At 64.0% G+C, this 21,939-nt stretch carries 24 protein-coding genes; 6 read left to right on the top strand and 18 right to left on the bottom strand.

All coding sequences use genetic code 11. The features are described 5' to 3' along the window. Positions 1-51: 51 nt before the first annotated feature. Entirely contained in the window at positions 52-927 is an 876-nt protein-coding gene (locus CK226_RS17585; protein WP_179296420.1) for a GNAT family N-acetyltransferase, read from the top strand. A gap of 70 nt (positions 928-997) precedes the next feature. Here the strand turns inward: CK226_RS17585 and CK226_RS17580 are convergent, their stop codons facing one another. Continuing rightward, positions 998-1,630, bottom strand: coding sequence for a trimeric intracellular cation channel family protein (locus CK226_RS17580; RefSeq protein WP_095792595.1), 633 nt, complete (start codon positions 1,628-1,630; stop codon positions 998-1,000). A 102-nt stretch (positions 1,631-1,732) separates the two neighbouring features. Then, entirely contained in the window at positions 1,733-2,365 is a 633-nt protein-coding gene (grpE, locus tag CK226_RS17575) for a nucleotide exchange factor GrpE (protein WP_095772471.1), read from the bottom strand. Between the two features lie 237 nt (positions 2,366-2,602). On the opposite strand from grpE, the gene CK226_RS35550 reads away from it, so the two are divergent. Beyond that, the gene (locus tag CK226_RS35550) at positions 2,603-2,803 is read left to right on the top strand and encodes a hypothetical protein (protein WP_095792594.1); all 201 of its coding nucleotides are present in this window, start codon (positions 2,603-2,605) and stop codon (positions 2,801-2,803) included. Positions 2,804-2,883: 80 nt separating this feature from the next. Continuing rightward, entirely contained in the window at positions 2,884-3,906 is a 1,023-nt protein-coding gene (locus CK226_RS17565) for a fatty acid desaturase (RefSeq protein ID WP_095787073.1), read from the top strand. 47 nt (positions 3,907-3,953) lie between these two features. Here the strand turns inward: CK226_RS17565 and CK226_RS17560 are convergent, their stop codons facing one another. The 7 genes from CK226_RS17560 to cysG form a co-directional block, all read right to left on the bottom strand. After that, positions 3,954-4,574: a DJ-1/PfpI family protein gene (locus CK226_RS17560; RefSeq protein WP_095772468.1), complete on the bottom strand. Its 621-nt coding sequence runs from the start codon at positions 4,572-4,574 to the stop codon at positions 3,954-3,956. A gap of 184 nt (positions 4,575-4,758) precedes the next feature. Next, positions 4,759-6,366, bottom strand: a complete 1,608-nt coding sequence (locus CK226_RS17555) for a GMC family oxidoreductase N-terminal domain-containing protein (protein WP_095792593.1) — start codon at positions 6,364-6,366, stop codon at positions 4,759-4,761. Between the two features lie 96 nt (positions 6,367-6,462). Next, on the bottom strand, positions 6,463-6,993 hold the full coding sequence (locus tag CK226_RS17550) for a DUF934 domain-containing protein (RefSeq protein ID WP_095792592.1): 531 nt from the start codon (positions 6,991-6,993) through the stop codon (positions 6,463-6,465). 109 nt (positions 6,994-7,102) lie between these two features. Then, complete coding sequence (locus CK226_RS17545) at positions 7,103-7,867, bottom strand: phosphoadenylyl-sulfate reductase (RefSeq protein WP_095787076.1); 765 nt, start codon at positions 7,865-7,867, stop codon at positions 7,103-7,105. Then, positions 7,842-9,512 (bottom strand): nitrite/sulfite reductase, encoded by a 1,671-nt coding sequence (locus tag CK226_RS17540; RefSeq protein WP_095792591.1) that lies wholly within the window; start codon positions 9,510-9,512, stop codon positions 7,842-7,844. Before CK226_RS17540 ends, CK226_RS17545 begins: the two co-directional genes overlap by 26 nt. 44 nt (positions 9,513-9,556) lie before the next feature. Then, positions 9,557-9,850 (bottom strand): DUF2849 domain-containing protein, encoded by a 294-nt coding sequence (locus CK226_RS17535; RefSeq protein WP_095772463.1) that lies wholly within the window; start codon positions 9,848-9,850, stop codon positions 9,557-9,559. After that, positions 9,847-11,301 (bottom strand): siroheme synthase CysG, encoded by a 1,455-nt coding sequence (cysG, locus tag CK226_RS17530; protein ID WP_095792590.1) that lies wholly within the window; start codon positions 11,299-11,301, stop codon positions 9,847-9,849. Before cysG ends, CK226_RS17535 begins: the two co-directional genes overlap by 4 nt. 382 nt (positions 11,302-11,683) lie before the next feature. Between cysG and CK226_RS17525 the strand changes: the two genes are divergently transcribed. Further along, on the top strand, positions 11,684-12,133 hold the full coding sequence (locus CK226_RS17525) for a host attachment protein (RefSeq protein ID WP_095772461.1): 450 nt from the start codon (positions 11,684-11,686) through the stop codon (positions 12,131-12,133). A 212-nt stretch (positions 12,134-12,345) separates the two neighbouring features. Beyond that, entirely contained in the window at positions 12,346-14,130 is a 1,785-nt protein-coding gene (locus CK226_RS17520; protein WP_095792589.1) for a cation:proton antiporter, read from the top strand. Here the strand turns inward: CK226_RS17520 and CK226_RS17515 are convergent, their stop codons facing one another. After that, a complete protein-coding gene (locus CK226_RS17515; RefSeq protein WP_095772720.1) occupies positions 14,131-14,937 on the bottom strand; it encodes a helix-turn-helix transcriptional regulator in 807 nt (268 codons plus the stop codon). A gap of 101 nt (positions 14,938-15,038) precedes the next feature. Between CK226_RS17515 and CK226_RS17510 the strand changes: the two genes are divergently transcribed. Beyond that, positions 15,039-15,959, top strand: a complete 921-nt coding sequence (locus CK226_RS17510; RefSeq protein WP_095792723.1) for a zinc-binding dehydrogenase — start codon at positions 15,039-15,041, stop codon at positions 15,957-15,959. A gap of 25 nt (positions 15,960-15,984) precedes the next feature. Here CK226_RS17510 and CK226_RS17505 read toward each other — a convergent pair whose 3' ends face one another. From CK226_RS17505 to CK226_RS17470, 8 genes are all read right to left on the bottom strand, one after another. After that, positions 15,985-16,737, bottom strand: a complete 753-nt coding sequence (locus tag CK226_RS17505) for an SDR family oxidoreductase (protein WP_095792588.1) — start codon at positions 16,735-16,737, stop codon at positions 15,985-15,987. Positions 16,738-16,827: 90 nt separating this feature from the next. Further along, positions 16,828-19,098 carry a transglycosylase domain-containing protein gene (locus CK226_RS17500; RefSeq protein WP_095787081.1) on the bottom strand — a complete coding sequence of 757 codons (2,271 nt, stop codon included), beginning with the start codon at positions 19,096-19,098 and terminating at the stop codon, positions 16,828-16,830. A 354-nt stretch (positions 19,099-19,452) separates the two neighbouring features. Continuing rightward, the gene (locus tag CK226_RS17495; protein ID WP_095772457.1) at positions 19,453-19,833 is read right to left on the bottom strand and encodes a hypothetical protein; all 381 of its coding nucleotides are present in this window, start codon (positions 19,831-19,833) and stop codon (positions 19,453-19,455) included. 113 nt (positions 19,834-19,946) lie between these two features. Next, a complete protein-coding gene (locus tag CK226_RS17490) occupies positions 19,947-20,141 on the bottom strand; it encodes a hypothetical protein (protein ID WP_095772456.1) in 195 nt (64 codons plus the stop codon). A 198-nt stretch (positions 20,142-20,339) separates the two neighbouring features. Then, positions 20,340-20,486, bottom strand: a complete 147-nt coding sequence (locus tag CK226_RS17485; RefSeq protein WP_019861232.1) for a hypothetical protein — start codon at positions 20,484-20,486, stop codon at positions 20,340-20,342. 25 nt (positions 20,487-20,511) lie between these two features. Then, on the bottom strand, positions 20,512-20,766 hold the full coding sequence (locus CK226_RS17480) for a GlsB/YeaQ/YmgE family stress response membrane protein (RefSeq protein ID WP_095792586.1): 255 nt from the start codon (positions 20,764-20,766) through the stop codon (positions 20,512-20,514). Positions 20,767-20,957: 191 nt separating this feature from the next. Further along, complete coding sequence (locus tag CK226_RS17475) at positions 20,958-21,155, bottom strand: hypothetical protein (RefSeq protein WP_095792585.1); 198 nt, start codon at positions 21,153-21,155, stop codon at positions 20,958-20,960. Between the two features lie 85 nt (positions 21,156-21,240). After that, a complete protein-coding gene (locus CK226_RS17470; RefSeq protein ID WP_095787082.1) occupies positions 21,241-21,861 on the bottom strand; it encodes a ribonuclease D in 621 nt (206 codons plus the stop codon). Positions 21,862-21,939 lie beyond the last annotated feature (78 nt).

Below are 21,939 nucleotides of genomic sequence, written 5' to 3'. Positions count from 1 at the left end.
TCCCCGTGCCAAGAGGGATGGCTCGAAGGAGAATCACTCGTGCATACAGTTATGCCGGAATGTGACACTCGGCCGAACGCCAGCAGCGCCTTGCTCGGCGGGCGTAATGTCGATTCCGTCATAAAGGGCGCCGCACTCGGCCGTATTGGCAATCTCGAAGTGCGGCTCGCCCGCAACGAGGCCGAGATCGCGGCCGCGCAGGAAGTGCGCTACCGCGTATTCTATGACGAGCTTGGCGCCCGCAAGGACCTGTTCCAGGCGCAGGACCGCCGCGACGCCGACCGATTCGATCCGCTTTGCGATCATCTGCTCGTCTTCGACAATTCGATTTCCGGCCCCGAACACCGCCGCATCGTCGGCACTTACCGGCTGCTGCGGCAAGAAATCGCGGCCGCCGCCGGGGGCTTCTATTCCGAAGGCGAATTCGAGCTGACCAAGCTCATCGCCCGCCATCCCGGCCAGCGTTTCCTCGAGCTCGGCCGATCCTGCGTTTTGCCGGAATACCGCTCGAAGCGCACCATCGAGGCGCTGTGGCAAGGCATCTGGGCCTACATCAATCACTACGAAATCGGCGTGATGACCGGCTGCGCTTCCTTCCACGGTACCGTGCCGGCGGCGCATGCTGAGGCGCTCACCTATCTCGCCCATCACTGCCGCACGAATTCGGCCTGGGATGTGCGCGCGGTGTCCGGGCGCTATTGTTCCATGGACCTGATGCCGATCGAGGCGGTCAACACCAAGGCGGCGATCGCGGCGATGCCGCCTCTGGTGAAGGGCTATCTGAGGGTCGGCGCCCGCATCGGCGACGGCTGCGTCATCGACCGCGAATTCTCGACCGTCGATGTCTTCGTGGTGATGCCGGTCAAGGAGATCGGCGCCCGCTACGTCAATTACTATGGCGGGGAAGCGCAGCGCTTTGCGGCGTAAGGGCAGCAGGCAAGACGCTACGTTCACGCTTCGCTGACTACTCACTACTGACTATTCTCTATCCCCTTCCTTACGGAATATCCTCCGGCCGCCGGCCAGGCCGGCTCCTGTACGACGGAAACGACCAGCCGAAACGCAGCGCGCCGCCGCGCACGGCGAGCGCCACGACGAAGCCGGCCAACCCCGAGACGATCTGCGGCAATCCGGCGACGTCGCCCAATGTGAAGATGGCGGCGCCCGCCAGAGCGGCCGTGACGTAGATCTCCGGCCTCAGCAGCACCGATGGTTCGCTGGCAAGCAGATCGCGCAATATGCCGCCGAAGGTCGCGGTCAGCATGCCAGTGATGATGGAAACCACCGGCGAACCGGTGATTGCCAGGCCCTTGGCCGCACCCATCACTGAAAAGGCGGCCAGCCCGATCGCGTCGAGCCACAACAGCAGCTTGTAGCGGGATTCGACGCGATGCGCGGTGAAGAAGACCAGGACCGCCACCACCGCGCAGATCAGCACATAGTCGCGGTTTCCGACCCAGAACACCGGCACGTTGAGGATGAGGTCGCGAAACGTGCCACCGCCAATGCCGGTGACGCTGGCAAGGAACAGGAAACCGATAATGTCGAGTTGCTTTCGCGAAGCAGCCAACGCCCCGGTCGCCGCAAAAACAGCGACGCCGGCATAGTCGAGAAGGGCGATGGGATGCATGGCGGTAAGGGAGTAGGCTTAGGGATTAGGAATTGGGCGTATGCATAGCACGAAGCCGCACGATTGATACGACTGCCTTATTCCCTACTGCCCTACCCCTAACTACGCATCCTTCTCCGCCTGCTCATTCACCGGCCCCGGCTCGACCGGCGCCTCGGCGGCAATCTTCGGGCCGCCCTTGGCGACGCCGACCATGGCCGGACGCAGCACGCGCTCGCCGATCGAATAGCCCGGCTGCACGACCTGGACGACGGTGTTGGCCGGGACATCGGGATTGGGCACTTCGAACATGGCCTGGTGGAAATTGGGATCGAACTTCTCGCCTTCCGGCGCGAGCTTCTTGACCCCATGCCGTTCCAGCGCCGACAGCATCGCGCGCTCGGTCAGGTCGACGCCTTCGATCAGCGCCTTGAAGCCGGCGTCGCCCGAGGCCTTCGCCTCCGCCGGAATGGCGTCCAGCGCGCGGCGCAGATTGTCCGACACCGACAGCATGTCGCGGGCGAAATTCGCAACCGCATAGGTGCGCGCGTCGTGTACGTCGCGCGCGGTGCGGCGGCGCAGGTTCTCCATCTCGGCCGCGACGCGCAGCGCGCGGTCCTTCAGCTCTTCATTTTCCTTCAGCAGTCGCACAAGCGCTTCATAGTCGCCATCGATGCTGCCTTCCGTGCGCTCGGCATTGGCCTCGGTCGCCTCGGCTTCACTGGGCGCGCGTTCGTCTTTTGCCTGGTCGCTCATCGCCGTTTCCCGTCATCTCGAATGGTATGGATTTTGTGCCCGATATCGAGGTTTGGCAGCCAAAAATCAAGGGGTAAGCGATCATTGAGCCTTGGGCCGGACCTGGGTCGTGATCAATGGCGATGCTTAGATTTTAATTCAAAGTTTACCGTACTTGCCGGCTTGGCTTGCCACGGAAGCGTGATGCGGGAACCATTCCCCTACTGGAGGAGTTTCGGAGCCGACACAGGATTTGAAATGATGACCCGCAACAAGGCTGAAAAGGCAGAAAGGCTCGCCGCAGAAGTCAGGCGCCAGTTCGGTGCCGAGGCGATGACGCGTTTTCTGCGTACCTTGCCGGCTTTCCGTATCGAAACCGATACTCATGACCGCTTCAGGCAATTGCTCGACCGCCTCGATCGGGTCGAGGATGGCAGTACCAGATTGCGGCGGCAGTAGCTCTTTACGCGACAATTACGCGCAGTAATTTTGCGTGATGGCTGCCTTGCGGTAGCCACATGCCGTGCCTATGCTTCCTGATGAACATGATTTCCCCCGATGCGGTCGCCAACAGCAAGCGTGCCTGGTTGAAGGTCCTGGCGCGCTACAAGAAGCCGGACCGGCGACGCAGCGCCGTCGAACTCGCCATCACCCTCATCCCGTTCGCCACGCTGTGGGCGCTCTCCTCGGCTGCCTATGCCTATGGCCATTGGTGGGGGCTGATCCTGATCCTTCCGGCAGCGGGGTTCCTGGTGCGCATCTTCATGATCCAGCATGATTGCGGCCATGGGTCCTTCTTCGCCAACCGCTATGCCGACGACTGGATCGGCCGCGCGCTCGGCGTCCTGACGCTGACACCCTACGATTGCTGGCGGCGCGCCCACGCGACACATCATGCCAGCGCCGGCAATCTCGACGAGCGCGGCATGGGTGACATCACGACGCTGACCGTTGCCGAATACCGGCAATTGTCCTGGCGCGGGCGCCTCGCCTACCGCCTTTATCGCCATCCACTGGTGATGTTCGGGCTTGGACCCATCTGGCTGTTCATCTTCTCGCAAAGGCTGCCCATCGGCATGATGCGCGGCGGCCTGACGCCCTGGGTGTCGTCGATGACCACCAATCTCGCCATCGCGCTAGCGGCGGCCCTGCTTATCTGGACGGTCGGTCCCGGTGCGTTCCTGGTCGTCCATCTGCCGATCGTCATTCTCGCCGGCTCGGCAGGCATCTGGCTGTTCTACGTCCAGCACCAGTTCGAGGAGACGGAATGGGCAAAGGATGACGACTGGGAGTTCCAGCATGCCGCCTTGCATGGCTCGTCCTATTACGACCTGCCGCCGGTGCTGAACTGGTTCACCGGCAATATCGGCGTTCATCACGTCCACCACCTCTCCGCCAAGGTGCCTTGCTACCGGCTGCAGGAAGTGCTGCGCGACTATCCGGAACTGCGCGGCATCGGTCGCGTCACGCTGCTCGACAGCCTGCGCTGCGTCAAACTGGCATTGTGGGACGAGAATCGCCGGAAGCTGGTGTCGTTCCGCGAGGCACGGGCGACGATGTAGAACGACGACCGCCGCGCCGTGGCGCGGCGGCGGAAGCAAACCCCTGTTCAGGCGGCCTGGCGCTCTTCGCGCATCAGGATCTCGCCATGGCGGATTTCGGTGCCAAGCACCTTCAGGCACTCACGGATGAAGTTGGACAGGCCCGGCCAACCCTTGGCCGACACCAGATTGCCGTCGACATGGGCGCCGGTCGGCGCGACGTCGATGTAGATGCCGCCGGCGAGCGTCACTTCCGGCTCGCAATAGTGGAGCGCCGCCACTTCCCTGCCCCGCACCACACCGTCGACCGCAATCAGGATCTGCACGCCATGGCAGATGGTGAAGATCGGCTTGCCGGCCTCGTGGAAATGCCGCACCAGCGCCTGCACCCGCTTGTCGATGCGGATGTATTCGGGACCGCGCCCGCCCGCCGCGTAGACGGCGTCATACTTGGCCGGGTCCACCTCGGAGAACGTCTTGTTGAGGATGTAGTCGTGGCCGGGCTTTTCCGTGTAGGTCTGGTGGCCTTCAAAATCGTGCAGCGAAGTCTTGAGGATATCGCCGGCCTTCTTGTCCGGGCAGACGACATGCACGATGTGGCCGACGGCATGCATGGCCTGTTCAAAGACGAAAATCTCATACTCCTCGCTGAACTCGCCAACGAGCATCAATATTTTCTTGCCAGCCATTTCTGGTTCCTCCCTTGTGGCCAAATTTATTTCGGGTCTCGAAATAATGTTCCCTATCCTAAGGGCAGGAGGGTCGCAGGGAAAGCGCAAATCGCCAAATTGGTATGACCAGTTTTCCGCCTTCTCGTCCGAAGGCGCTTCTCGGCAGACGAAAATAGCTTCGCTGGTTCGACCAGAGCCGCGGTCAGGCGGCGGCCTTGATCATGTCCGCCGCCTTTTCGGCAATCATGATGGTCGGAGCGTTGGTGTTGCCGCCGATCAGCGTCGGCATCACCGAGGCGTCGACGACCCGCAAGGCTTCAAGCCCGTGGACCCGCAATTGCGGATCGACCACCGCCAGGTCGTCGACGCCCATCTTGCAGGTGCCGGCCGGGTGATAGATCGTGTCGGCGCGGGCACAGATGTGGGACATCAACTCCGCGTCGCTCGAAACACCGGCGGTGTAGATTTCCTTGTGGCGATATCTGGCCAGCGCCGGCGCCTCCAGGATACCGCGCATCATCCTGACACCCTGGAGCAAAAGCCCGGCGTCGCGTTCGTCCGAAAGAAAGCGCGGATCGATGCGCGGTGGTGCCATGGGATCATGAGTCGACAGCCCGACCTCGCCGCGCGAATGTGGCCGCAGCACGCAGACATGGCAGGAAAAGCCATATCCCATATGCAGCTTGCGGCCATGATCATCCACGATCGCGATGCAGAAATGCAGTTGCAAGTCGGGCCGTTCCATCGCCGGATCGGATTTGAGGAAGGCACCGCCTTCGGCATAGGGCGTGGCGATCATACCGCCGCCATCTTTCCGCCAGCGCAGCATGTGCCGCAGCAGGCCAGGTAGGCCGCGCAGACCGATGCCCATCATGTCGGCATCCCTTGACGTCCAGCCCATGATGAAATCGAGGTGGTCTTGCAGGTTCTTGCCAACACCGGGCAGTTCATGAATGACCGGAATGCCATGCATGGCAAGCTCGGCGGCCGGGCCAATGCCCGACAGCAACAGGAGCTGAGGCGAACCGAAGGCGCCACCACAGACGATCACCTCGCGCTTGGCTTTCGCGACGGCTTCGCCCTTCCCCGCGCGATACCGCACGCCGGTGGCGCGCTTGCCATCGAGGATGACCGCCGTGGCATGCGCACCAGTGATGACGGTAAGGTTCGACCTGTTCATGGCCGGTCGCAGATAGGCAGCGGCCGCCGAGCAGCGCTCGCCATTACGACGTTCGCCCCAGAATTGCGTCACCTGGTAAAGTCCGGCACCTTCCTGTTCGACGCCGTTGAAATCATCGTTGCGGCGGATCTGGTTTTCGCCGCAGGCCTCGACAAAGGCCCGGGAGAGCGGACGTGGCTCTTGCTGCTCGGCAACCCGCAGCGGCCCCTCACCGCCATGCAGGGCATCAGCGCCGCGTTGATTGCCTTCAGCCCGCCGGAAATAGGGCAGCACCTCGTCCCATGACCAGCCGTCGCAGCCGAGTTCGGCCCATTCGTCGTAATCGCCGCGGTGCCCGCGCGTATAGAGCATGGCGTTGATGGCGCTGGATCCGCCCAGCGCCTTGCCGCGCGGCTGGTAACCCTTGCGGCCGCCAAGGCCCTGCTGCGGCACCGTCTCGAACGCCCAGTTGTTGATCTTTGGCCGGCCCGGCAACAATGCAATGATGCCTGCCGGCGCGCGGATAAGCAGGTTGCTGCCCGCGCCGCCGGCTTCGATCAGGCAGACCGTTTTCGATGGATCTTCGGACAGCCGCGCGGCAAGCGTGCACCCGGCGGACCCGCCGCCGGCGATGACATAGTCGAAATCCATGACTTCCTCCCTCGCACCCGGCGGATGTTTCCGTCCGGATGACCAAGAGAAGGCTCGATTACGGCCTATGTAAAGATGGGTGGAATTACCCCAACGTCAGCTGCGAACGCGCCGCCAGGAATATTTCGGGCCCTTGGGCTCCGGCACGGCGGCTGGCTGGTAGTAAAGCCCCAAGCCGCCGGTGCGTTCCTCTTGCAGGCGCTTCAGCAGCACCGGGTTGGAAATCTCGAACTCGTCGAAGCCGAGACGCAGCATATGCGGCAACGGATCGACCAGCACTTGGCCGGTGGCGCGAACGGCACCCTCGAAGCGGTAGCGGCCGCGCAGCAGTTCGGCCTTGGAGAAGGAGCGCCCATCGCTGAAGGCCGGGAAGACCAGCGCCACCAGCGACAGCTGGTCAAGCAGGTCGGCTATCTTCTCGAGCTGATCGCCCGGCTGCAGCAACACGCCGAGCCGCTCCTTGGCGGACCGGCGCACCTCGGGATCAAGGTCGAGGAACGCCTGCAGCGGCAGGATGAAGCGGCCATTGCCCGAAAGCGCGTCGGCACTTTCGGCATGGGCCCACTCGTCCTCGCGAAAACCCTGCGGGGTCCAGAGCCGGGTCTCCGGTGTCGTCGTTTCGGTCATCAAAATTCCTAAAGTCCCAAGATCCAGGTCCGCTGAGAGCCCCTCCCGCACAAAACCGGCGGCCTCCGGGGAGGTCGCCGTTCGCAGGCCGGCTGGATATCAGCATACCCTATAGTGATGCGTCGGTCAGCGACTTCTCCAGTCCCGACAGGTGAATGCCGCACTCGGTCTTGGCATGACCGGCCCAGCGGCCGCTGCGCGCATCCTCGCCCGGCTGCACCGGTTGCGTGCACGGAAAGCAGCCGATCGACAGATAGCCATAGGCGACCAGGGGATTCTCGCGCAGCGCATGCGCCCGCATGTAGTCTGCCTGGTCCGAGGTCGTCCAGTGCGCCAGCGGATTGATGCGGATGCGCGGGCCGACCGCCTCGAACACCGGCAGCGCTGCCCGCGTCGAGGCCTGAAAACGCTTGCGGCCGGTGAACCAGGCGCGGAAGGGTGCCACGCCACGCGCCAGCGGCTCGACCTTGCGCACGTCGCAGCAGGCATCGGTGTTGCTCTGGTGCAGATTGCCCGTCGGGTCGATCCGCGCGAGCGCCGCCTCCTCGGGCTTGATGACCTGGATGTTGGTCAGCCCGAAATCGGCGACGAGCGCGTCGCGGTAGCCGAGCGTCTCTTCGAAATGCTTGCCGGTGTCGAGGAAGATGACCGGCAGCGTGCGGTCGATCTCGGCGATCATGTGCAGCAGCACTGCCGAATCCGCCCCGAAGGACGACACGGCTGATATCTCGTCGTGAAACAGTTCGCGGGCCGAGCGCTCGATGATCTCAAGCGGCTTCAGATGGCCGTAGAGCGCGTCAAGTCCCGCCGCCTTGGCGGCGACGCCGTCATCAGCGTCGGCTATATGGTCAAGCGGCCTTGGTTTCGCCAGCATAGAGCGCCTCCTTGAACGGCGCGGGACCGACACGGCGGTAGGCGTCGATGAATTTTTCCTGAGGGTTGAGCCGAAGGCCGAGATAGGTCTCGACGATCTGCTCGATGGCGTCGGTGATCTCTTCCGACGAGAAGCCGCGGCCGATGATCTCGCCAACCGACGTGTTCTCGTCGGCCGACCCGCCCAGCGTCACCTGATAGAGCTCGGAGCCCTTCTTCTCGACGCCGAGGATGCCAATATGGCCGACATGGTGATGGCCGCAGGCATTGATGCAGCCGGAGATCTTCAGCTTCAGTTCGCCGATCTCGCGCTGCCGCTCCAGCGAGGCGAAGCGTTGCGAGATTTCCTGCGCGATCGGGATCGAGCGTGCGGTGGCCAGCGCGCAGTAGTCGAGGCCCGGGCACGAGATGATGTCCGATATCAGATTGGAATTGGCCGTCGCCAGCCCGATATCGACCAGCGCGTCATAGACCGCCTTGAGGTCGGCGCGCGCCACATGCGGCAGGATCAGGTTCTGCTCATGGCTTACGCGCAGCTCGTCGAAGGCGTATTTTTCCGCGATGTCGGCGACCGCTTCCATCTGGCTGTCCGAAGCATCACCCGGCACCTCGCCGATGCCCTTGAGCGAGATCGTCACCGCCGCGTAGTCGGGATGGCGATGCGTCACCACATTCTGGTCGAGCCACTCCGAAAAGCCTTTGGAATCAAGACGCGCCAGCTTGACCGCCTGGTCGCCTTCCGGCCGATCGGTGAGCGCCGGCGGCGCGAAATAGGCTTGGATGGCGCGGATATCGGCATCCGGCAGCTTCAGCTCGGCGTCCTTCAACTCCTGCCACTCGGCCTCGACCTGGCGGGTGATTTCCTCGACGCCGGTCTCGTGCACCAGGATCTTGATGCGTGCCTTGTACTTGTTGTCGCGGCGGCCATAGAGGTTGTAAACGCGCAGGATCGCCGTGCAGTAGGACAGAAGATCGGCTTCCGGCAGGAACTCGCGAATTTTCCTTCCCACCATCGGCGTGCGGCCCTGGCCGCCACCGACATAGACGGCGAAGCCAAGCTCGCCGGCGGCGTTCTTCTTCAGGTGCAGGCCGATATCATGCGTCTGGATGGCGGCTCGGTCGCGCTCTGCCCCGGTCACCGCGATCTTGAATTTCCTGGGCAGGAACGAGAATTCCGGATGCACCGAGGACCATTGCCGCAGGATCTCCGCATAGGGACGCGGATCGGCGACCTCGTCGGCGGCGGCGCCGGCGAAGTGGTCGGCGGTAACGTTGCGGATGCAGTTGCCGCTGGTCTGGATGGCGTGCATCTCGACGCTCGCCAGATCGGCCAGGATCGCCGGAATGTCCGACAGCGCCGGCCAGTTGAACTGGATGTTCTGGCGCGTGGTGAAATGGCCGTAGCCCTTGTCGTATTTGCGGGCGATGTGACCGAGCATGCGCAGCTGCTTGCCGTTCAGCGTGCCATAGGGCACCGCGATACGCAGCATATAGGCGTGCAGCTGCAGGTAGACGCCGTTCATCAGCCTTAGCGGCCGGAACTGGTCCTCTGATATCTCGCCGGACAGCCGGCGCTGGACCTGGTCGCTGAACTCGGCGACGCGGGCCTGGACAAAATCGTGGTCGAACTCATCGTAACGGTACATGCTTCGTCTTTCAGGGCGCGTCCGCCCGTTTCACTCAAACCTGGCTATGCCGCACGCTCGGCCTGCTTGCCGAGATCGCCGCGGATGGTCGGGCCGGCGGCGCGGATCTTTTCACGCAGCCGCACCGGCTCGACGACACCGTCGACGACTTCCGCGTCGATCAGATTGACGTCGACCACTTCATTGTCGGCATGAGCCTTGGCGCCGATCGCCTCGAGGCGATCCTCGGCCGCCTTGTCATGCGCAAGATCGGCCTGGCCCACCGTCTCGGCCCAGCCGCCATCGGCGTACCAGACGGCGATGCCATCCGTCAGGCGGTTGGCGGTCAGTATCTTCATGGCTGAACTCTCTCGCTGGCGGCTTTGGCCGCGCGTTCATTCTTGTGTGCTGCTGCAAGCGGTTCGGACCGTTCGAAGTTGGCGCCGGCGACCGCATCGCCAATGATGGTCATGACCGGCCCGGAAAGATCGACACGCGCTTCCAGCGATGGCAGGTCGGCCAACGTGCCGTGGAAACGGCGCCGGTTAGCAAGGCTGGCATTCTCGACCACGGCCACCGCCGTGTCCGGCGACAGGCCGGCTTCGATAAGCCGGCCGGCAACCTCGGCAGCGACGGAGCGGCCCATATAGACGGCGACGGTGGCGCCGGAAATCGCGAGCTTGGCCCAGTCGGGCAGCGAATTGCCCTTGAGGTCGTGGCCGGTGGTGAAGACCATGGACGAGGAGACGCCGCGCAAGGTCAGCGGCAGTTCGAAATCGGCGGCGGCGGCAAAGGCAGCGGTGACGCCTGGAACCACCTCATAGGCGATACCGGCATCGCGCAGTGCCGCCATTTCCTCGCCGGCGCGGCCGAACACCAGCGGATCGCCCGACTTCAGCCGCACCACGCGCTTGCCCTGCCGGCCAAGCTCCACCAGCAGCGCGTTGATTTCGGTCTGGCTCTTGCTGTGGCAACCCTTGCGCTTGCCGACCGGCAGGCGCTCGGCATCGCGGCGGCCCATGGCGACGACCGCCTCCGGCACAAGCGCGTCATGGACGATGACATCGGCTTCCATCAGCAGACGATGGGCACGCAACGTCAGCAGATCCTCGGCGCCCGGACCAGCGCCAACCAGCGCGATGTGGCCCGAAGCGGGTGCGTTCGATAGCAGAAGATCCACCGCCGCGTCATGCGCCTGCGACAGCTGGCCGGCTTCCATGGCATGGGCAGGCGCACCCTGGAAAAAGCTGTTCCAGAAACGGCGGCGGGCATTGCCTTTCGGCAGCAATTTCTCGGCTGCCCCACGCAGGGAGGCGGCGAGCGTCGCCAGCGAACCGAGCGATGGCGACAGCATCTGATCGATGCGGCTGCGCAGCATCTGGGCCAGCACCGGGCCGGCGCCTTCCGTTCCGATGGCGATGGCGACCGGCGCACGGTTGACCAGCGCCGGAGTGAAGAAGTCGCAGAGTTCCGGCCGGTCGACGGCATTGACCGGAATGCCCAGTTCGCGCGCATCGGCTGCGACACGGCGGTCGAGCGCCTCATCGCCGCTGGCGGCAAACACCATGACCGCGCCTTCCAGCTGCGAAGCGTCATAAGCTGCCGCGACATGGTTGGCGCCGGACTGGGCGATAAAGGCAAGCAGCTTCGGGTCAGCATTTTCGGCGATGATGCGTAGCACCGCGCTCGACTGTCCAATCAGCCGCGCTTTGGCGAGGGCTTCCTCGCCGGCGCCGACGATGGCCACGGCTTCGCCCTCGACCCGCACGAAGACGGGGAAGGCATTGAGCTTGGCATTGGCCTGCGGCATGGGAAAAGCAATCCAGGAACAGTGTCGCAGTTTTACGCCGGGGCGCGAAAAACCAGAAGCAAAGCACTCGCGCATCCTGTGATGGCAGGCAATCGCTTTTTCGCAACTGCGAAAGACAGGAGAAAAATATTCCACATCCGCGGTGCGGGCGGATTCACGTCCCTGGAGCGATCCTTGATTTCAGGTCTTTTTAGCCACCTGCCCTCTATCTGGCAAAACAGTTTTTTCTAATTTCTACCAATTCAGTAGATTAAAGTCGCCCACTCACGGATCGCCTGTTCAACCGTTGGCGGCACCGCCGTCGCTTCGCCGTAGGGGGGTGGAACGTTGCCGGGTTGATACGCGTTCCGAAGCGTAGCCATTCATCAAAAGGAGCGCTTTCATGGACACGATCAAACTGAGGCACGGCATCTGGGTCCTGGTGGCCGACGGTGAAAAAGCGCTCCTGCTCAAGAATGCCGGCGACAACAAGTTTCCAAATCTCGAAGTCGTGCAGGTGATGGAACAGGACAACCCGCCCACCCGCGAACAGGGAAGCGACAGCCCCGGCCGGTACAATGACGGCCCGTCCGTACACCGCAGCGCCGTCGAGGATACCGACTGGCACCGTATCGGCAAGGAACGCTTCGCGGAAGAGATCGCGGCCCGGCTCTACAAGCTCGCCCATGGTGGTGAGTTCGACAGCATCGTGCTTGTCGCCCCGCCGGTGATGCTCGGCGCCATGCGCAAGAAGCTGCACAAGGCGGTCGGTGACAAGGTGACGGCTGAAATTCCAAAAACCATGACCAACCACGCCATCTCCGAGATCGAGGCCATGCTGCAAGCAGCCTGACCGCAGGCGATGGATCCCAAAGCCAACGCAACAGTGAGTGCAAAACGGACCGGCGGCCTCTCGGCCGCCGGTCGAGCATTTTGCCGCCGCACCGTCGATTTTCGCACCTGCGGGTTGCATCACCGTCACCCCTTCCACCATATTGCAAAACAGGCGGCGGCTTAGGGCGGCGCACATCCGACATCGCAAACTTGAAAGGCGCTCCATAGACAATGCCGCATGACACGCCCCTTATCGCCACCATCGTCGCCGGTCTGGGGCTGGCTTTCGTCTTCGGGGCTCTGGCCAACCGTTTCCGCATTCCGCCGCTGGTCGGCTATCTCGTAGCCGGCGTCCTGGTCGGGCCGAATACGCCTGGTTTCGTCGCCGATGCCGGCCTTGCCAACGAACTGGCCGAGATCGGCGTCATCCTCTTGATGTTCGGCGTCGGCCTGCATTTCTCGCTGAAGGACCTGTTGTCGGTCCGCGCCATCGCCGTGCCTGGCGCCATCGTCCAGATCGGCTTTGCCACGGCACTCGGCGCCGGACTGTCCTGGATGCTCGGCTGGTCGATGGGCGCGGGGCTGGTGTTCGGCCTGGCACTGTCGGTCGCCTCGACCGTGGTGCTGCTGCGCGCGCTTCAGGAACGCCGGCTGATCGAGACCGAACGCGGCCGCATCGCCGTCGGCTGGCTGATCGTCGAGGATCTGGCCATGGTGCTGGCCCTGGTGCTGCTGCCGGCCCTTGCCGGCGTGCTCGGTGGCCAGGAACAGGCGGATGTGCACTCGAGCGGCCTGCTGTCGCTGCCGGCCGGCTACGACATCTGGGGCGTCGTCGGCATCACGCTCGCCAAAGTCGCCGCTTTCGTCGTCGTCATGCTGATGGTCGGCCGCCGGGTGATCCCCTGGATTCTGCACTACGTCGCCCATACCGGGTCACGCGAATTGTTTCGTCTCTCGGTGCTCGCCATTGCGCTCGGCGTCGCCTTCGGCGCGGCGAAACTGTTCGGCGTCTCGCTGGCGCTCGGCGCCTTCTTCGCCGGCATGATCATGAGCGAATCCGAGCTTAGCCACCGCGCGGCCGAAGAATCGCTGCCGCTGCGCGACGCCTTCTCGGTGCTGTTCTTCGTCTCGGTCGGCATGCTGTTCGACCCGTTCAGCCTGCTCAGCAACGGCCTGCCGATCCTGGCGACACTGGCCATTATCGTCATCGGCAAGTCGCTGGCGGCGTTCGTCATCGTCGTCGTCTTCGGCTATCCCCTGGCGACAGCCCTCATGATTTCGGCCAGCCTTGCCCAGATCGGCGAATTCTCCTTCATCCTGGCCGAACTCGGCGTCGGGCTGAAACTCTTGCCCGAACAGGGCCGCGACCTGATCCTGGCCGGCGCCATCCTGTCGATCGTGCTCAACCCGCTGATGTTCCTGGTCATCGACTGGATGAAGCCGTGGCTGGAGGCCCGCGCCGCCAGGACGGCGCCGCCGGCGGACGCCAAGCCGGTCGGTCCGGCGACCGAACCGGGCCAGGTCGCCTCGGTCGTCGCAACAGCCCAACAGGAAGACGGCCCTCCGCCGAAGACGGCGCTTACCGGCCATGCCATCCTGATCGGTTATGGCCGTGTCGGCGGCCTTGTCGGCGCGGCGCTGAAAGAAGCAGAGCTGCCCTTCCTCGTCATCGAGGACGCCGACAAGACACTGGCCAAGCTGAAGGCCGATGGCGTCGAGAGCGTCGCCGGCAATGCCGCCAACGCCGAAGTGTTCGCCGCCGCCAATCCCGAAGGCGCCAGCCGGCTGATCCTCGCCATCCCCAATGCGTTCGAAGCCGGCCAGATCGTGCTCAGGGCGCGCGCCGCCAACCCCGGCGTCAACGTCGTCGCCCGGGCCCATTCCGATGCCGAGGTCGAGCATCTCAAGGGGCTCGGCGCCGACACGGTGATCATGGGCGAGCGCGAAATCGCGCGCGGCATCGTCGAAGAGGTGCTCGGTCACAAGCCATCTGCGACCGAACCGTCCGCCGCCTGATCACCGCACGAATGCTGACCCGCCATTGCGTGCGATGCTGCTGAGATACTGTGCGGGAGGCTTGCCGAGCGCCTTCCTGAACATGGTGATGAAGGCTGTGACGGACTCATAGCCGAGATCGCCCGAAACCCGCTGAACGCTGGCGCCCGAAGCCAGTTCCCTGATCGCAACGATCAGGTGCAATTGCTGGCGCCAGCGGCCAAAGCTCAAGCCTGTCTCCTTGACGACAAGACGAGCAAGACTGCTCTCGCTGAGCGCGACACGCTTGGCCCATTCGGCCAGCGTGCTGCGATCGGCAGGATCGTTCGCCAGTGCTTCCGCGATCCGCTTCAGGCGCGGTTCGGAGGATATCGGCAGATGCAGTTGCTGGACAGGCATATCGGGCAATTCGGCCAGCAGGACGCTTCCCAGGAAAGCACAGCGCGCGTCATCAGGCGCGCAGTCCGACAGTTCGATGATCAGTTCGCGCAGCAGCGGCGAGATCGAAAGTGTGCAGCACCGATCCGGCAGCACAGCCGCGCCCGGCTCGATATAGACGAAGAAAATCCGCGCATTGGCCGTCGCGATGTTGCTGTGCTGCATGCGGCTTGGCACCCACACGCCGCAGTGCGGCGGCACCATCCAGAGGCCACTGGGCACGCGGCAGGTGACGCCGCCGCCAAGCGCGAAGACGAGTTGCCCTTTGCGATGCCAATGATCCGACACCTCGGCCTTGTTCTCGGTGACGTCGACGCGCACGGCGATCGCCGGAGCAAGGACGTCATCGACGTCGAAATCGAGCCATGGGTAGCGAAGCGGCTGTCTCATCATTGACGGTTTTTAGCGATGAATTGCCCTTATATCCAGATTGTTCGTCAGCACAAATCGATAGGCTTGGTCGTTCTCGCCAATCGGCAAAGATGTACCCCATGCTCGCCCTCACCATCTCTTCCGACAATGCCGTCAGACTGAAACTCGCCGAGGTGGACGAGCCACAGCCTTGCGCGAACGAGGCTCTGGTCGCCGTCGGCGCAACCTCGTTGAACCGCGGCGAACTGCGCCTGCTCACCATACGCCCGGACGGCTGGATACCCGGCCAGGACATCGTCGGGGTCGTGGAGCGAGCGGCAGCCGATGGTTCCGGGCCGGCCGTGGGCACCCGCGTCGTGGCTTTGGTCGACGAGGCCGGCTGGGCCGAACGCGTCGCCGTTCCGACTGAACGTCTCGCCGTCCTGCCGGATGAGGTCAGCTACGTTTCCGCGGCCACGCTCCCCGTGGCGGGCACGACAGCGCTGAGGACCTTGCGCCATGGCGGTGATCTGGCCGGCCAACGGGTGCTGATCACCGGCGCGAGCGGTGCGGTCGGCCGTTTCCAGATCCAGATCGCCCGTGCGCAAGGCGCTTCCGTGACTGCCATCGCCGCCGTCCGGCATGCCGGCGATCTCCGCGATCTCGGCGCCGAGCAGGTGGTCGAGGCGATCGAGCAGGCCGAGGGACCATTTTCGCTGATCACCGAGTCGGTCGGCGGCGAAAGCCTCGCCCGCGCGATCGAACGCGTCGCGCCCGGCGGGACCATCGTCATGTTCGGTTCAAGCAGTGGCGAGCTCACGCCCATCGGATTCCGCCAGTTCGTTCCGGGCCACGAGGGGGCGCGGCTTCAGACCTTCGCTTACTACACGTCCGGCTCAGGCATTGGCGCCGATATCGCCGCGTTGCTCGCCCTGGTCGCCGCCAGTCGGCTGGAGACCCGCATCGCCTTGACCGTGCCGTGGACTGATATTGCCCATGCGCTTGACGCCCTGCGGCAGCGCAGCTTCAGCGGCAAGGCTGTTCTCACCATGGCCGGATGAGCAACCCCAGCCGAAGTCGGCTTGCTCACACGTGCTGGCCGCCATTGATGTGGATTTCCGAGCCCGTCACATAGGACGCCTGCTGCGAGCATAGGAAGAAGATGATGTCGGCGACCTCGGCCGTGGTGCCCAGCCTTCTGAGCGGGATCGTCTCGACGATCTTTTCCGTGCCTGGCGACAGGATCGCCGTGTCGATCTCGCCGGGTGCAATGGCGTTCACGCGGATGCCGTGCGGGCCAAAGTCATGCGCCATCTCGCGCGTCAGCGAGCCGAGAGCCGCCTTCGATGTCGCATAGGCGGTGCCGGCGAAGGGATGCACGCGGGTGCCGGCGATCGAGGTGACATTGACGATCGAGCCCTTGGCCGTCGCCAGCTCCTTGAACAGGCCGCGCGCCAGCATGATCGGCGCGAAGAAATTGACCTGGAACACGTCGCGCCAGACATACATCGGCGTGTCGATCGAGTTCATGCGGCTGTTGCCGTCCTTCAGCTTGGGCGAAATGCCGGCATTGTTGACCAGAGCATTGAGCTGGCCGCCATGTGCTTCCAGCCGATGGCGGATTTCCGAGACGGCGATGCCGACATCTTCCTGATCGGCAAGGTCGACCTTGATGTGGTCCTCGGGACCTGCCGGCCACGGGCAATCCTCGGCGAAAGCCTGACGCGAACAGGTGATGACGCGCCAGCCCTCGCGCGAAAAGCGCTTGACCGTGGCATGGCCGATGCCACGGCTGGCGCCGGTCAGCACGATGGTTTTTCTGGTGTCGAGTTCGGCCATGTCACGGTCTCCGGCCGGAGGTGTAGCCGAACACCGTGGCGCTGGCGAGAGGCGGATTGACGCCGCTGCGAACCGCCGGGGCGATCGCCGTCAGCCGCCGCCCAGAATATCCAGGATCGAGGTCTGCTTCCTCTTCTTCAACGGACCGCCAACATTGCCCGGCGGCACCGGATGGCCGACCGAAGCAGTGGTGCCATCATCCGCTGGCATGTTGAAGCCATCCGCGTCGACGGTCTGGGCAGGCCGCGCCACCCGGGCCGGCGCCGGCGCCTGGGTTGCCTGTGCGGCTGGCGCCTGCTGGCCAACCGAGGCTGACGGAACCGGCGCTGGCTGGTTGTTGTCGGCCGACGGTATGTCGTCGGGCACTATCGTATCGGCCGGCGTCGACTTCCAGGTGCCGGGCAGCGGCCGCACCGGTACGCCTTCATGTGCGGCAACCATGAATTCGTGCCAGGCCTGCGCCGGCAGCGCGCCGCCGGTGACCTTCTTCATCGCCGTGCCATCATCATTGCCGAACCACACACCGGTGGTGAGATTGGCGGTATAGCCGACGAACCAGGCATCGCGCGAATTCTGGCTGGTGCCCGTCTTGCCGGCCGACGGCCAGGCGAAGGCCGCCTTCTTGGCCGTGCCGACCTCGACGGTGCCGGTCATCATCGAATTCATCATGCCGACGATCTCGGGTTTCACCACACGCGGCGCGCTGCCGCCGGCGCTGTCGTAGAGCACCTTGCCCTCGGCGGTCGTGATGCGGCGGATGAAGTGGATGTCGGGCTTGTAGCCGCCATTGGCGAACGGCACATAGGCCGACGTCAGCTCCAGCGGCGTCACTTCCGAGGTGCCGAGCGCGATCGAGGTGTTGGCCTGCAGTTCGGACTGGATGCCCATGCGGTGCGCCGCTTCCAGCACCGCGTTTGGCCCGACCTCCATGGTCAGCTGCGCGGCGACCGAGTTCAGCGACTTGGCCAGTGCCGTCGCCAGCGTGACCTTGCCAAAATACTTGCCGCCGTAATTGTCCGGCGTCCAGTTGCCGATCTTGATCGGCGCGTCGTTGCGGATGCTGTCGGGCGTGCGGCCGGCTTCCAGTGCCGCCATGTAGACGAACGGCTTGAACGCCGAACCCGGCTGCCGCCGCGCCTCGGAGGCACGGTCGAACTGGCTGGTCGAATAGTCGTAGCCGCCGACCATGGCGCGCACCGCACCGGAATCGTCGATCGACACCAGCGCGCCCTGGGTGACGTTGAGCTTCTTGCCGCTTTCGTCGATCAGCCGGCGGATCGACTGCTCGGCGAGTTTCTGCAGGTTCAGGTCGACGGTGGAGTCGATGACGATGTCGCCGCGCACGTCGCCGATCAGGTCGGGCAGTTCTTCCATGATGGTGTCGGCGACATAGTTTTCCGAGCCGGTCCAATAGGACGGCGCGCGCGTCGCCGGCGCGCTGAGCGCCGTCTTCAGCTCCTTGTCGCTGATCTTGCCCTCTTCACGCATGGCCGCGAGCACGAGCTGCGAACGCTCCTCCGCGGCCTTCGGATCGCGCGCCGGCGACAGCCGCGACGGCGCTTTCAGCAAGCCCGCAAGCAGCGCCGCTTCCGAGAGCGTGACGTCACGCGCGCTCTTGCCGAAATAACGCCGCGAAGCCGCCTCGACACCAAAGGCGCCGGAGCCGAAATAGACCCGGTTGAGGTACATTTCGAGGATCTGGTCCTTGGTGTGCTTGTGCTCCAGCCACAGCGCCAGCAGCACCTCCTGCACCTTGCGCTCCAGCGTGCGGTCGGGCTTCAGGAACAGATTCTTGGCCAATTGCTGCGTCAGCGTCGAACCGCCCTGCGAGAAATGCCCGCCCATGAGGTTGGTCACCATGGCGCGCGACAGGCCGATCGGATCGACGCCGAAATGCGAATAGAACCGGCGGTCCTCGATGGCGATGACGGCTTCGGGAATGTAAGGCGACATTTCGTGCAGGCCGACGGCTTCGCCGCCGCTCATGCCCCTGTTGGCGAGCAACTGGCCATCGGCCGAGACGATCTTGATGTTGGGGGCACGGTCGGGGATCGACCAGGTGGTGGCCGCCGGCATCTTGGCGCCGTAATAGACGACGACGCCCGCCACCGCGATGCCGCCCCAGATGGCAAGCACGAAGCACCAGTAGAACAGACGGCCGAGCACGCCGAACAGGCCGCGCCGGCTCCTGCCGCGCCCACCGCGCGACGATTTCGCCTTCGACGATTTGCGTTTTGCGGAGGCTTTGCGGTTGCTCGGCACGACGCGGTCCTCCTCGCTCACCGAAAGACCCGGCTGGGATCGCGCCTGCGGCGGTCCCTCGAAACTGGGCTCGATGCGGCTGTCTCTGCGGTTCGCCATGCGCTGCGCTTGCTGTCCCCGGTGCCAATGGCGCTCCGGTTGCAGAGTAGATGCGGCGATTTAAGGGCGGGTTAAGTCGGAAAAATTCGAGGCGATTGATAATCAAATGCCTTGGGCCTGCGGTCATCGCGTTGTTCGAGCCCCTGATTTTGGTGCTGGCAAACGATCGCGCCCGCCGCGATGGAACAATCCTCGCCGTGGCATTTTGTCCGGGCGCCAAGGCCCGAACCATTCTCAGCCGTGACCCAGGCGGTCGCGGACATGTTCCATGTTGGGGCGCGATCGCAAATGGTCGCGGCTACGCGTTCGACCGCACCCCAAATCACCCGTCACCAGGCAATCACCTGGTGGACATCAGCCGATCGCCGCACGAACCGAGAGCGCTGCCCTCGACGATTGCATAACCTCGCCGACATGGCAGTAGCAGACGATCTCGTGCAGTTGGTGGTCGGTCAGCTCGAAGAAGCGCTTGGCTTCGCCATAACTGTCGTCTTTCAGACCCTCGTCGTGCAATATGGGGTCAGTGAAGGCAACCGCTATCGGCGAGCTATCGGCTCGCATGACATCGCGTTCCGCCGGCGCGCGGTATTCGGTCCCGGCAAGCGCCATCAGGAGCCGGCTGGGCTCACGTTCAAGAAGCTCGGCCCAACGTATGAGACGTTGGGTTCGGCTCATTACCAGCTGTGTGTTGACCTCGGCCACTGCATGCAGTTGGTCTAGTGTTTGGTGTTTCATGGCAACCTCCTAGCAATAGGTTGGTTGATCCCAAACGCCCTGTATCCGCATTATAGCGCCAGAGCGCCGATCCGTCATTCTAATTCCATGCCGGGATAATGGCGCTTCCGGCACTACGCCGATGCAATGGCCCCGTCCTGCCGGCAGTTTTCAACTCCTCCGCGTATCGACGACAGCGCGAAAAGGGCCAGCGTCTGCTCCTCGCAGGTCATCGCCACGACGCTGTTCGACCGGTCGATATCAAGGCCTTTCGGGCCGCCTTCCTCGGGGCTGGCCCTGCCGCGCAGGAAGGCGTCCTCGTCGAGCATGGTCACCTAGCGCGCCGGCGTGCGATGCCCGCTCCAGTCACCGTCGCCGTCATAGACATCCACCATCCGGCTGCCGGCGACGGCGACGGCGATGTGCCGATCATGGCCTGTAAAGCGCACGCCATGCGGATAGCCGGCGTGCTGCAGGACGCCGGCGCGCCCGGTGTCGGGCTGACGCCGCGCCCCGTCGACGGGAACTCAGTTCTGCTGGATCGAAATGCCCTTGTCGTCGATCTTGAGTTCGACGCCCTTCGGCTTGGTCTGCTCGCGGTAGACATAGACGCCGAGCGCGATGACCACGACGACGAGCGCGCCAATGATGAGATAGAGCGTATTCTGCTTCATGGCGCGCCCTTTGTCGTTTCGAGCCTCAGGCTCGTTTCAGGACCTTGACCAGCACTAGAAGGATAATGGCGCCGATCGTGGCGTGGATGATGGAAGCGACGATGCCGCCGCCGATGGAGAAGCCGATCCGCGGTAACAGCCAGCCGGCGATGAACGCGCCGACGATGCCGACGATGATGTTGCCAATGAGGCCGAAGCCGAAACCGGAAACGATGAGACCGGCAAGCCAGCCGGCGATGGCACCGATGATGATGAAGACGAGAAGGCTTTCTACGCCCATGGCGATTTCCTCCGAGCAAGGGGGCGAGCGCGGAGCGAAAGGCTCCGAATCGGCCCCGATATCAACGGCTTCAGGCTATTCGAAAGCAGCTGGCCCCGCCAGCGGCGCTCGCTGGAGCAATTCCAGGAAAAGGGTAAAGCGGTTTCTCCCGGGAAAAGCGCGCAGCGCTTTCCTCGGGGCTTGCGTCAAAGCTAATCGTCGTTGCTGGAAGCGGGCCGCCAGCTGGTCGGCTCGACCTTCTTTTGCGTGTGGCTGTCGGTGTAGACCCACCAGCCATCATCGCGATATTGCCCGATGGATTCGTTGATGACGCCGTCGCCGTCCTTCCAGGTGACTGTGACCTTGGAGCCATCGGTCGGCGCGGTTGCAATCGGCTTTCTGTCGGCCATGTCGTCCCCTTTTCCAGCCCACAGAAACGCGACGGCTGGCATCTGGTTCCCAACCGGCCGTCGGGCGCGGATGTCGCGAAGGCGGTCAGCTGTGCGCGAAGATATCCTCTTCGCCCCAACCCATCAGGTCAAGCTTGGCCCGCGTCGGCAGGAAGCGGAAGCAGGCATCGGCCTCCTTTGTCCGCCCCTCGCGCGCCAGCCGCCCGGCCAGCACATCCCGCAGCCGGTGCAGATAGAGCACGTCGGAGGCGGCATATTCGAGCTGCTCGGGCGACAGCGTTTCGGCCGCCCAGTCCGAAGATTGCTGCGCCTTGGACAGGCCGACGCCGAGAAGCTCGAAGCAGATGTCCTTCAGCCCGTGCCGGTCGGTATAGGTGCGGGTCAGCCGCGAGGCGATCTTGGTGCAGAACACCGGTTCGGGCATCACCCCGAAGGCATTGTAGAGCACGGCAAGATCGAAGCGTCCAAAATGGAACAGCTTCGTCACGCCGCGGTTCTTCAGCAGGCTGACGAGGTTCGGCGCCTTCTTCTGGCCGGGTGCGATCTGGATGACGTCGGCGCTGCCGTCGCCAGGCGATATCTGCACCACGCACAACCGGTCGCGATGCGGGTTCAGACCCAGCGTCTCGGTGTCGATGGCCACCGCCCCGACATTGTAATGCGAAAGGTCGGGCAAATCATGCTTGTGGAAACGGATGTCGGCCATGGTCTTCTCCGGTCGCAGCGTTCCCCGTCCTCGCCGCGATCCGGTGAAAAATCAACAGGAAAACGTCTTTTCCGCCAC

It is taken from the genome of Mesorhizobium sp. WSM4311, from assembly GCF_002295115.1.
Classification (GTDB): Bacteria; Pseudomonadota; Alphaproteobacteria; order Rhizobiales; family Rhizobiaceae; genus Mesorhizobium.
This window is presented reverse-complemented; position numbering and strand designations above follow the sequence as displayed.

Bases quoted from the DNA above. Each gene is read 5' to 3' on its own strand.
- CK226_RS17500 (WP_095787081.1), bottom strand. From the start codon at position 19,098: ATGGCGAACCGCAGAGACAGCCGCATCGAGCCCAGTTTCGAGGGACCG.
- CK226_RS17585 (WP_179296420.1), top strand. From the start codon at position 52: ATGCCGGAATGTGACACTCGGCCGAACGCCAGCAGCGCCTTGCTCGGC.
- CK226_RS17470 (WP_095787082.1), bottom strand. From the start codon at position 21,861: ATGGCCGACATCCGTTTCCACAAGCATGATTTGCCCGACCTTTCGCAT.
- CK226_RS17555 (WP_095792593.1), bottom strand. From the start codon at position 6,366: ATGGATTTCGACTATGTCATCGCCGGCGGCGGGTCCGCCGGGTGCACG.
- CK226_RS17540 (WP_095792591.1), bottom strand. From the start codon at position 9,512: ATGTACCGTTACGATGAGTTCGACCACGATTTTGTCCAGGCCCGCGTC.
- CK226_RS17480 (WP_095792586.1), bottom strand. From the start codon at position 20,766: ATGGGCGTAGAAAGCCTTCTCGTCTTCATCATCATCGGTGCCATCGCC.
- CK226_RS17505 (WP_095792588.1), bottom strand. From the start codon at position 16,737: ATGGCCGAACTCGACACCAGAAAAACCATCGTGCTGACCGGCGCCAGC.
- CK226_RS17520 (WP_095792589.1), top strand. From the start codon at position 12,346: ATGCCGCATGACACGCCCCTTATCGCCACCATCGTCGCCGGTCTGGGG.
- CK226_RS17535 (WP_095772463.1), bottom strand. From the start codon at position 9,850: ATGAAGATACTGACCGCCAACCGCCTGACGGATGGCATCGCCGTCTGG.
- cysG (WP_095792590.1), bottom strand. From the start codon at position 11,301: ATGCCGCAGGCCAATGCCAAGCTCAATGCCTTCCCCGTCTTCGTGCGG.
- CK226_RS17565 (WP_095787073.1), top strand. From the start codon at position 2,884: ATGAACATGATTTCCCCCGATGCGGTCGCCAACAGCAAGCGTGCCTGG.
- CK226_RS17580 (WP_095792595.1), bottom strand. From the start codon at position 1,630: ATGCATCCCATCGCCCTTCTCGACTATGCCGGCGTCGCTGTTTTTGCG.
- CK226_RS17545 (WP_095787076.1), bottom strand. From the start codon at position 7,867: ATGCTGGCGAAACCAAGGCCGCTTGACCATATAGCCGACGCTGATGAC.
- CK226_RS17490 (WP_095772456.1), bottom strand. From the start codon at position 20,141: ATGCTCGACGAGGACGCCTTCCTGCGCGGCAGGGCCAGCCCCGAGGAA.
- CK226_RS17485 (WP_019861232.1), bottom strand. From the start codon at position 20,486: ATGAAGCAGAATACGCTCTATCTCATCATTGGCGCGCTCGTCGTCGTG.
- CK226_RS17475 (WP_095792585.1), bottom strand. From the start codon at position 21,155: ATGGCCGACAGAAAGCCGATTGCAACCGCGCCGACCGATGGCTCCAAG.
- CK226_RS17515 (WP_095772720.1), bottom strand. From the start codon at position 14,937: ATGAGACAGCCGCTTCGCTACCCATGGCTCGATTTCGACGTCGATGAC.
- CK226_RS17550 (WP_095792592.1), bottom strand. From the start codon at position 6,993: ATGACCGAAACGACGACACCGGAGACCCGGCTCTGGACCCCGCAGGGT.
- grpE (WP_095772471.1), bottom strand. From the start codon at position 2,365: ATGAGCGACCAGGCAAAAGACGAACGCGCGCCCAGTGAAGCCGAGGCG.
- CK226_RS17495 (WP_095772457.1), bottom strand. From the start codon at position 19,833: ATGAAACACCAAACACTAGACCAACTGCATGCAGTGGCCGAGGTCAAC.
- CK226_RS17510 (WP_095792723.1), top strand. From the start codon at position 15,039: ATGCTCGCCCTCACCATCTCTTCCGACAATGCCGTCAGACTGAAACTC.
- CK226_RS17560 (WP_095772468.1), bottom strand. From the start codon at position 4,574: ATGGCTGGCAAGAAAATATTGATGCTCGTTGGCGAGTTCAGCGAGGAG.
- CK226_RS17525 (WP_095772461.1), top strand. From the start codon at position 11,684: ATGGACACGATCAAACTGAGGCACGGCATCTGGGTCCTGGTGGCCGAC.
- CK226_RS35550 (WP_095792594.1), top strand. From the start codon at position 2,603: ATGATGACCCGCAACAAGGCTGAAAAGGCAGAAAGGCTCGCCGCAGAA.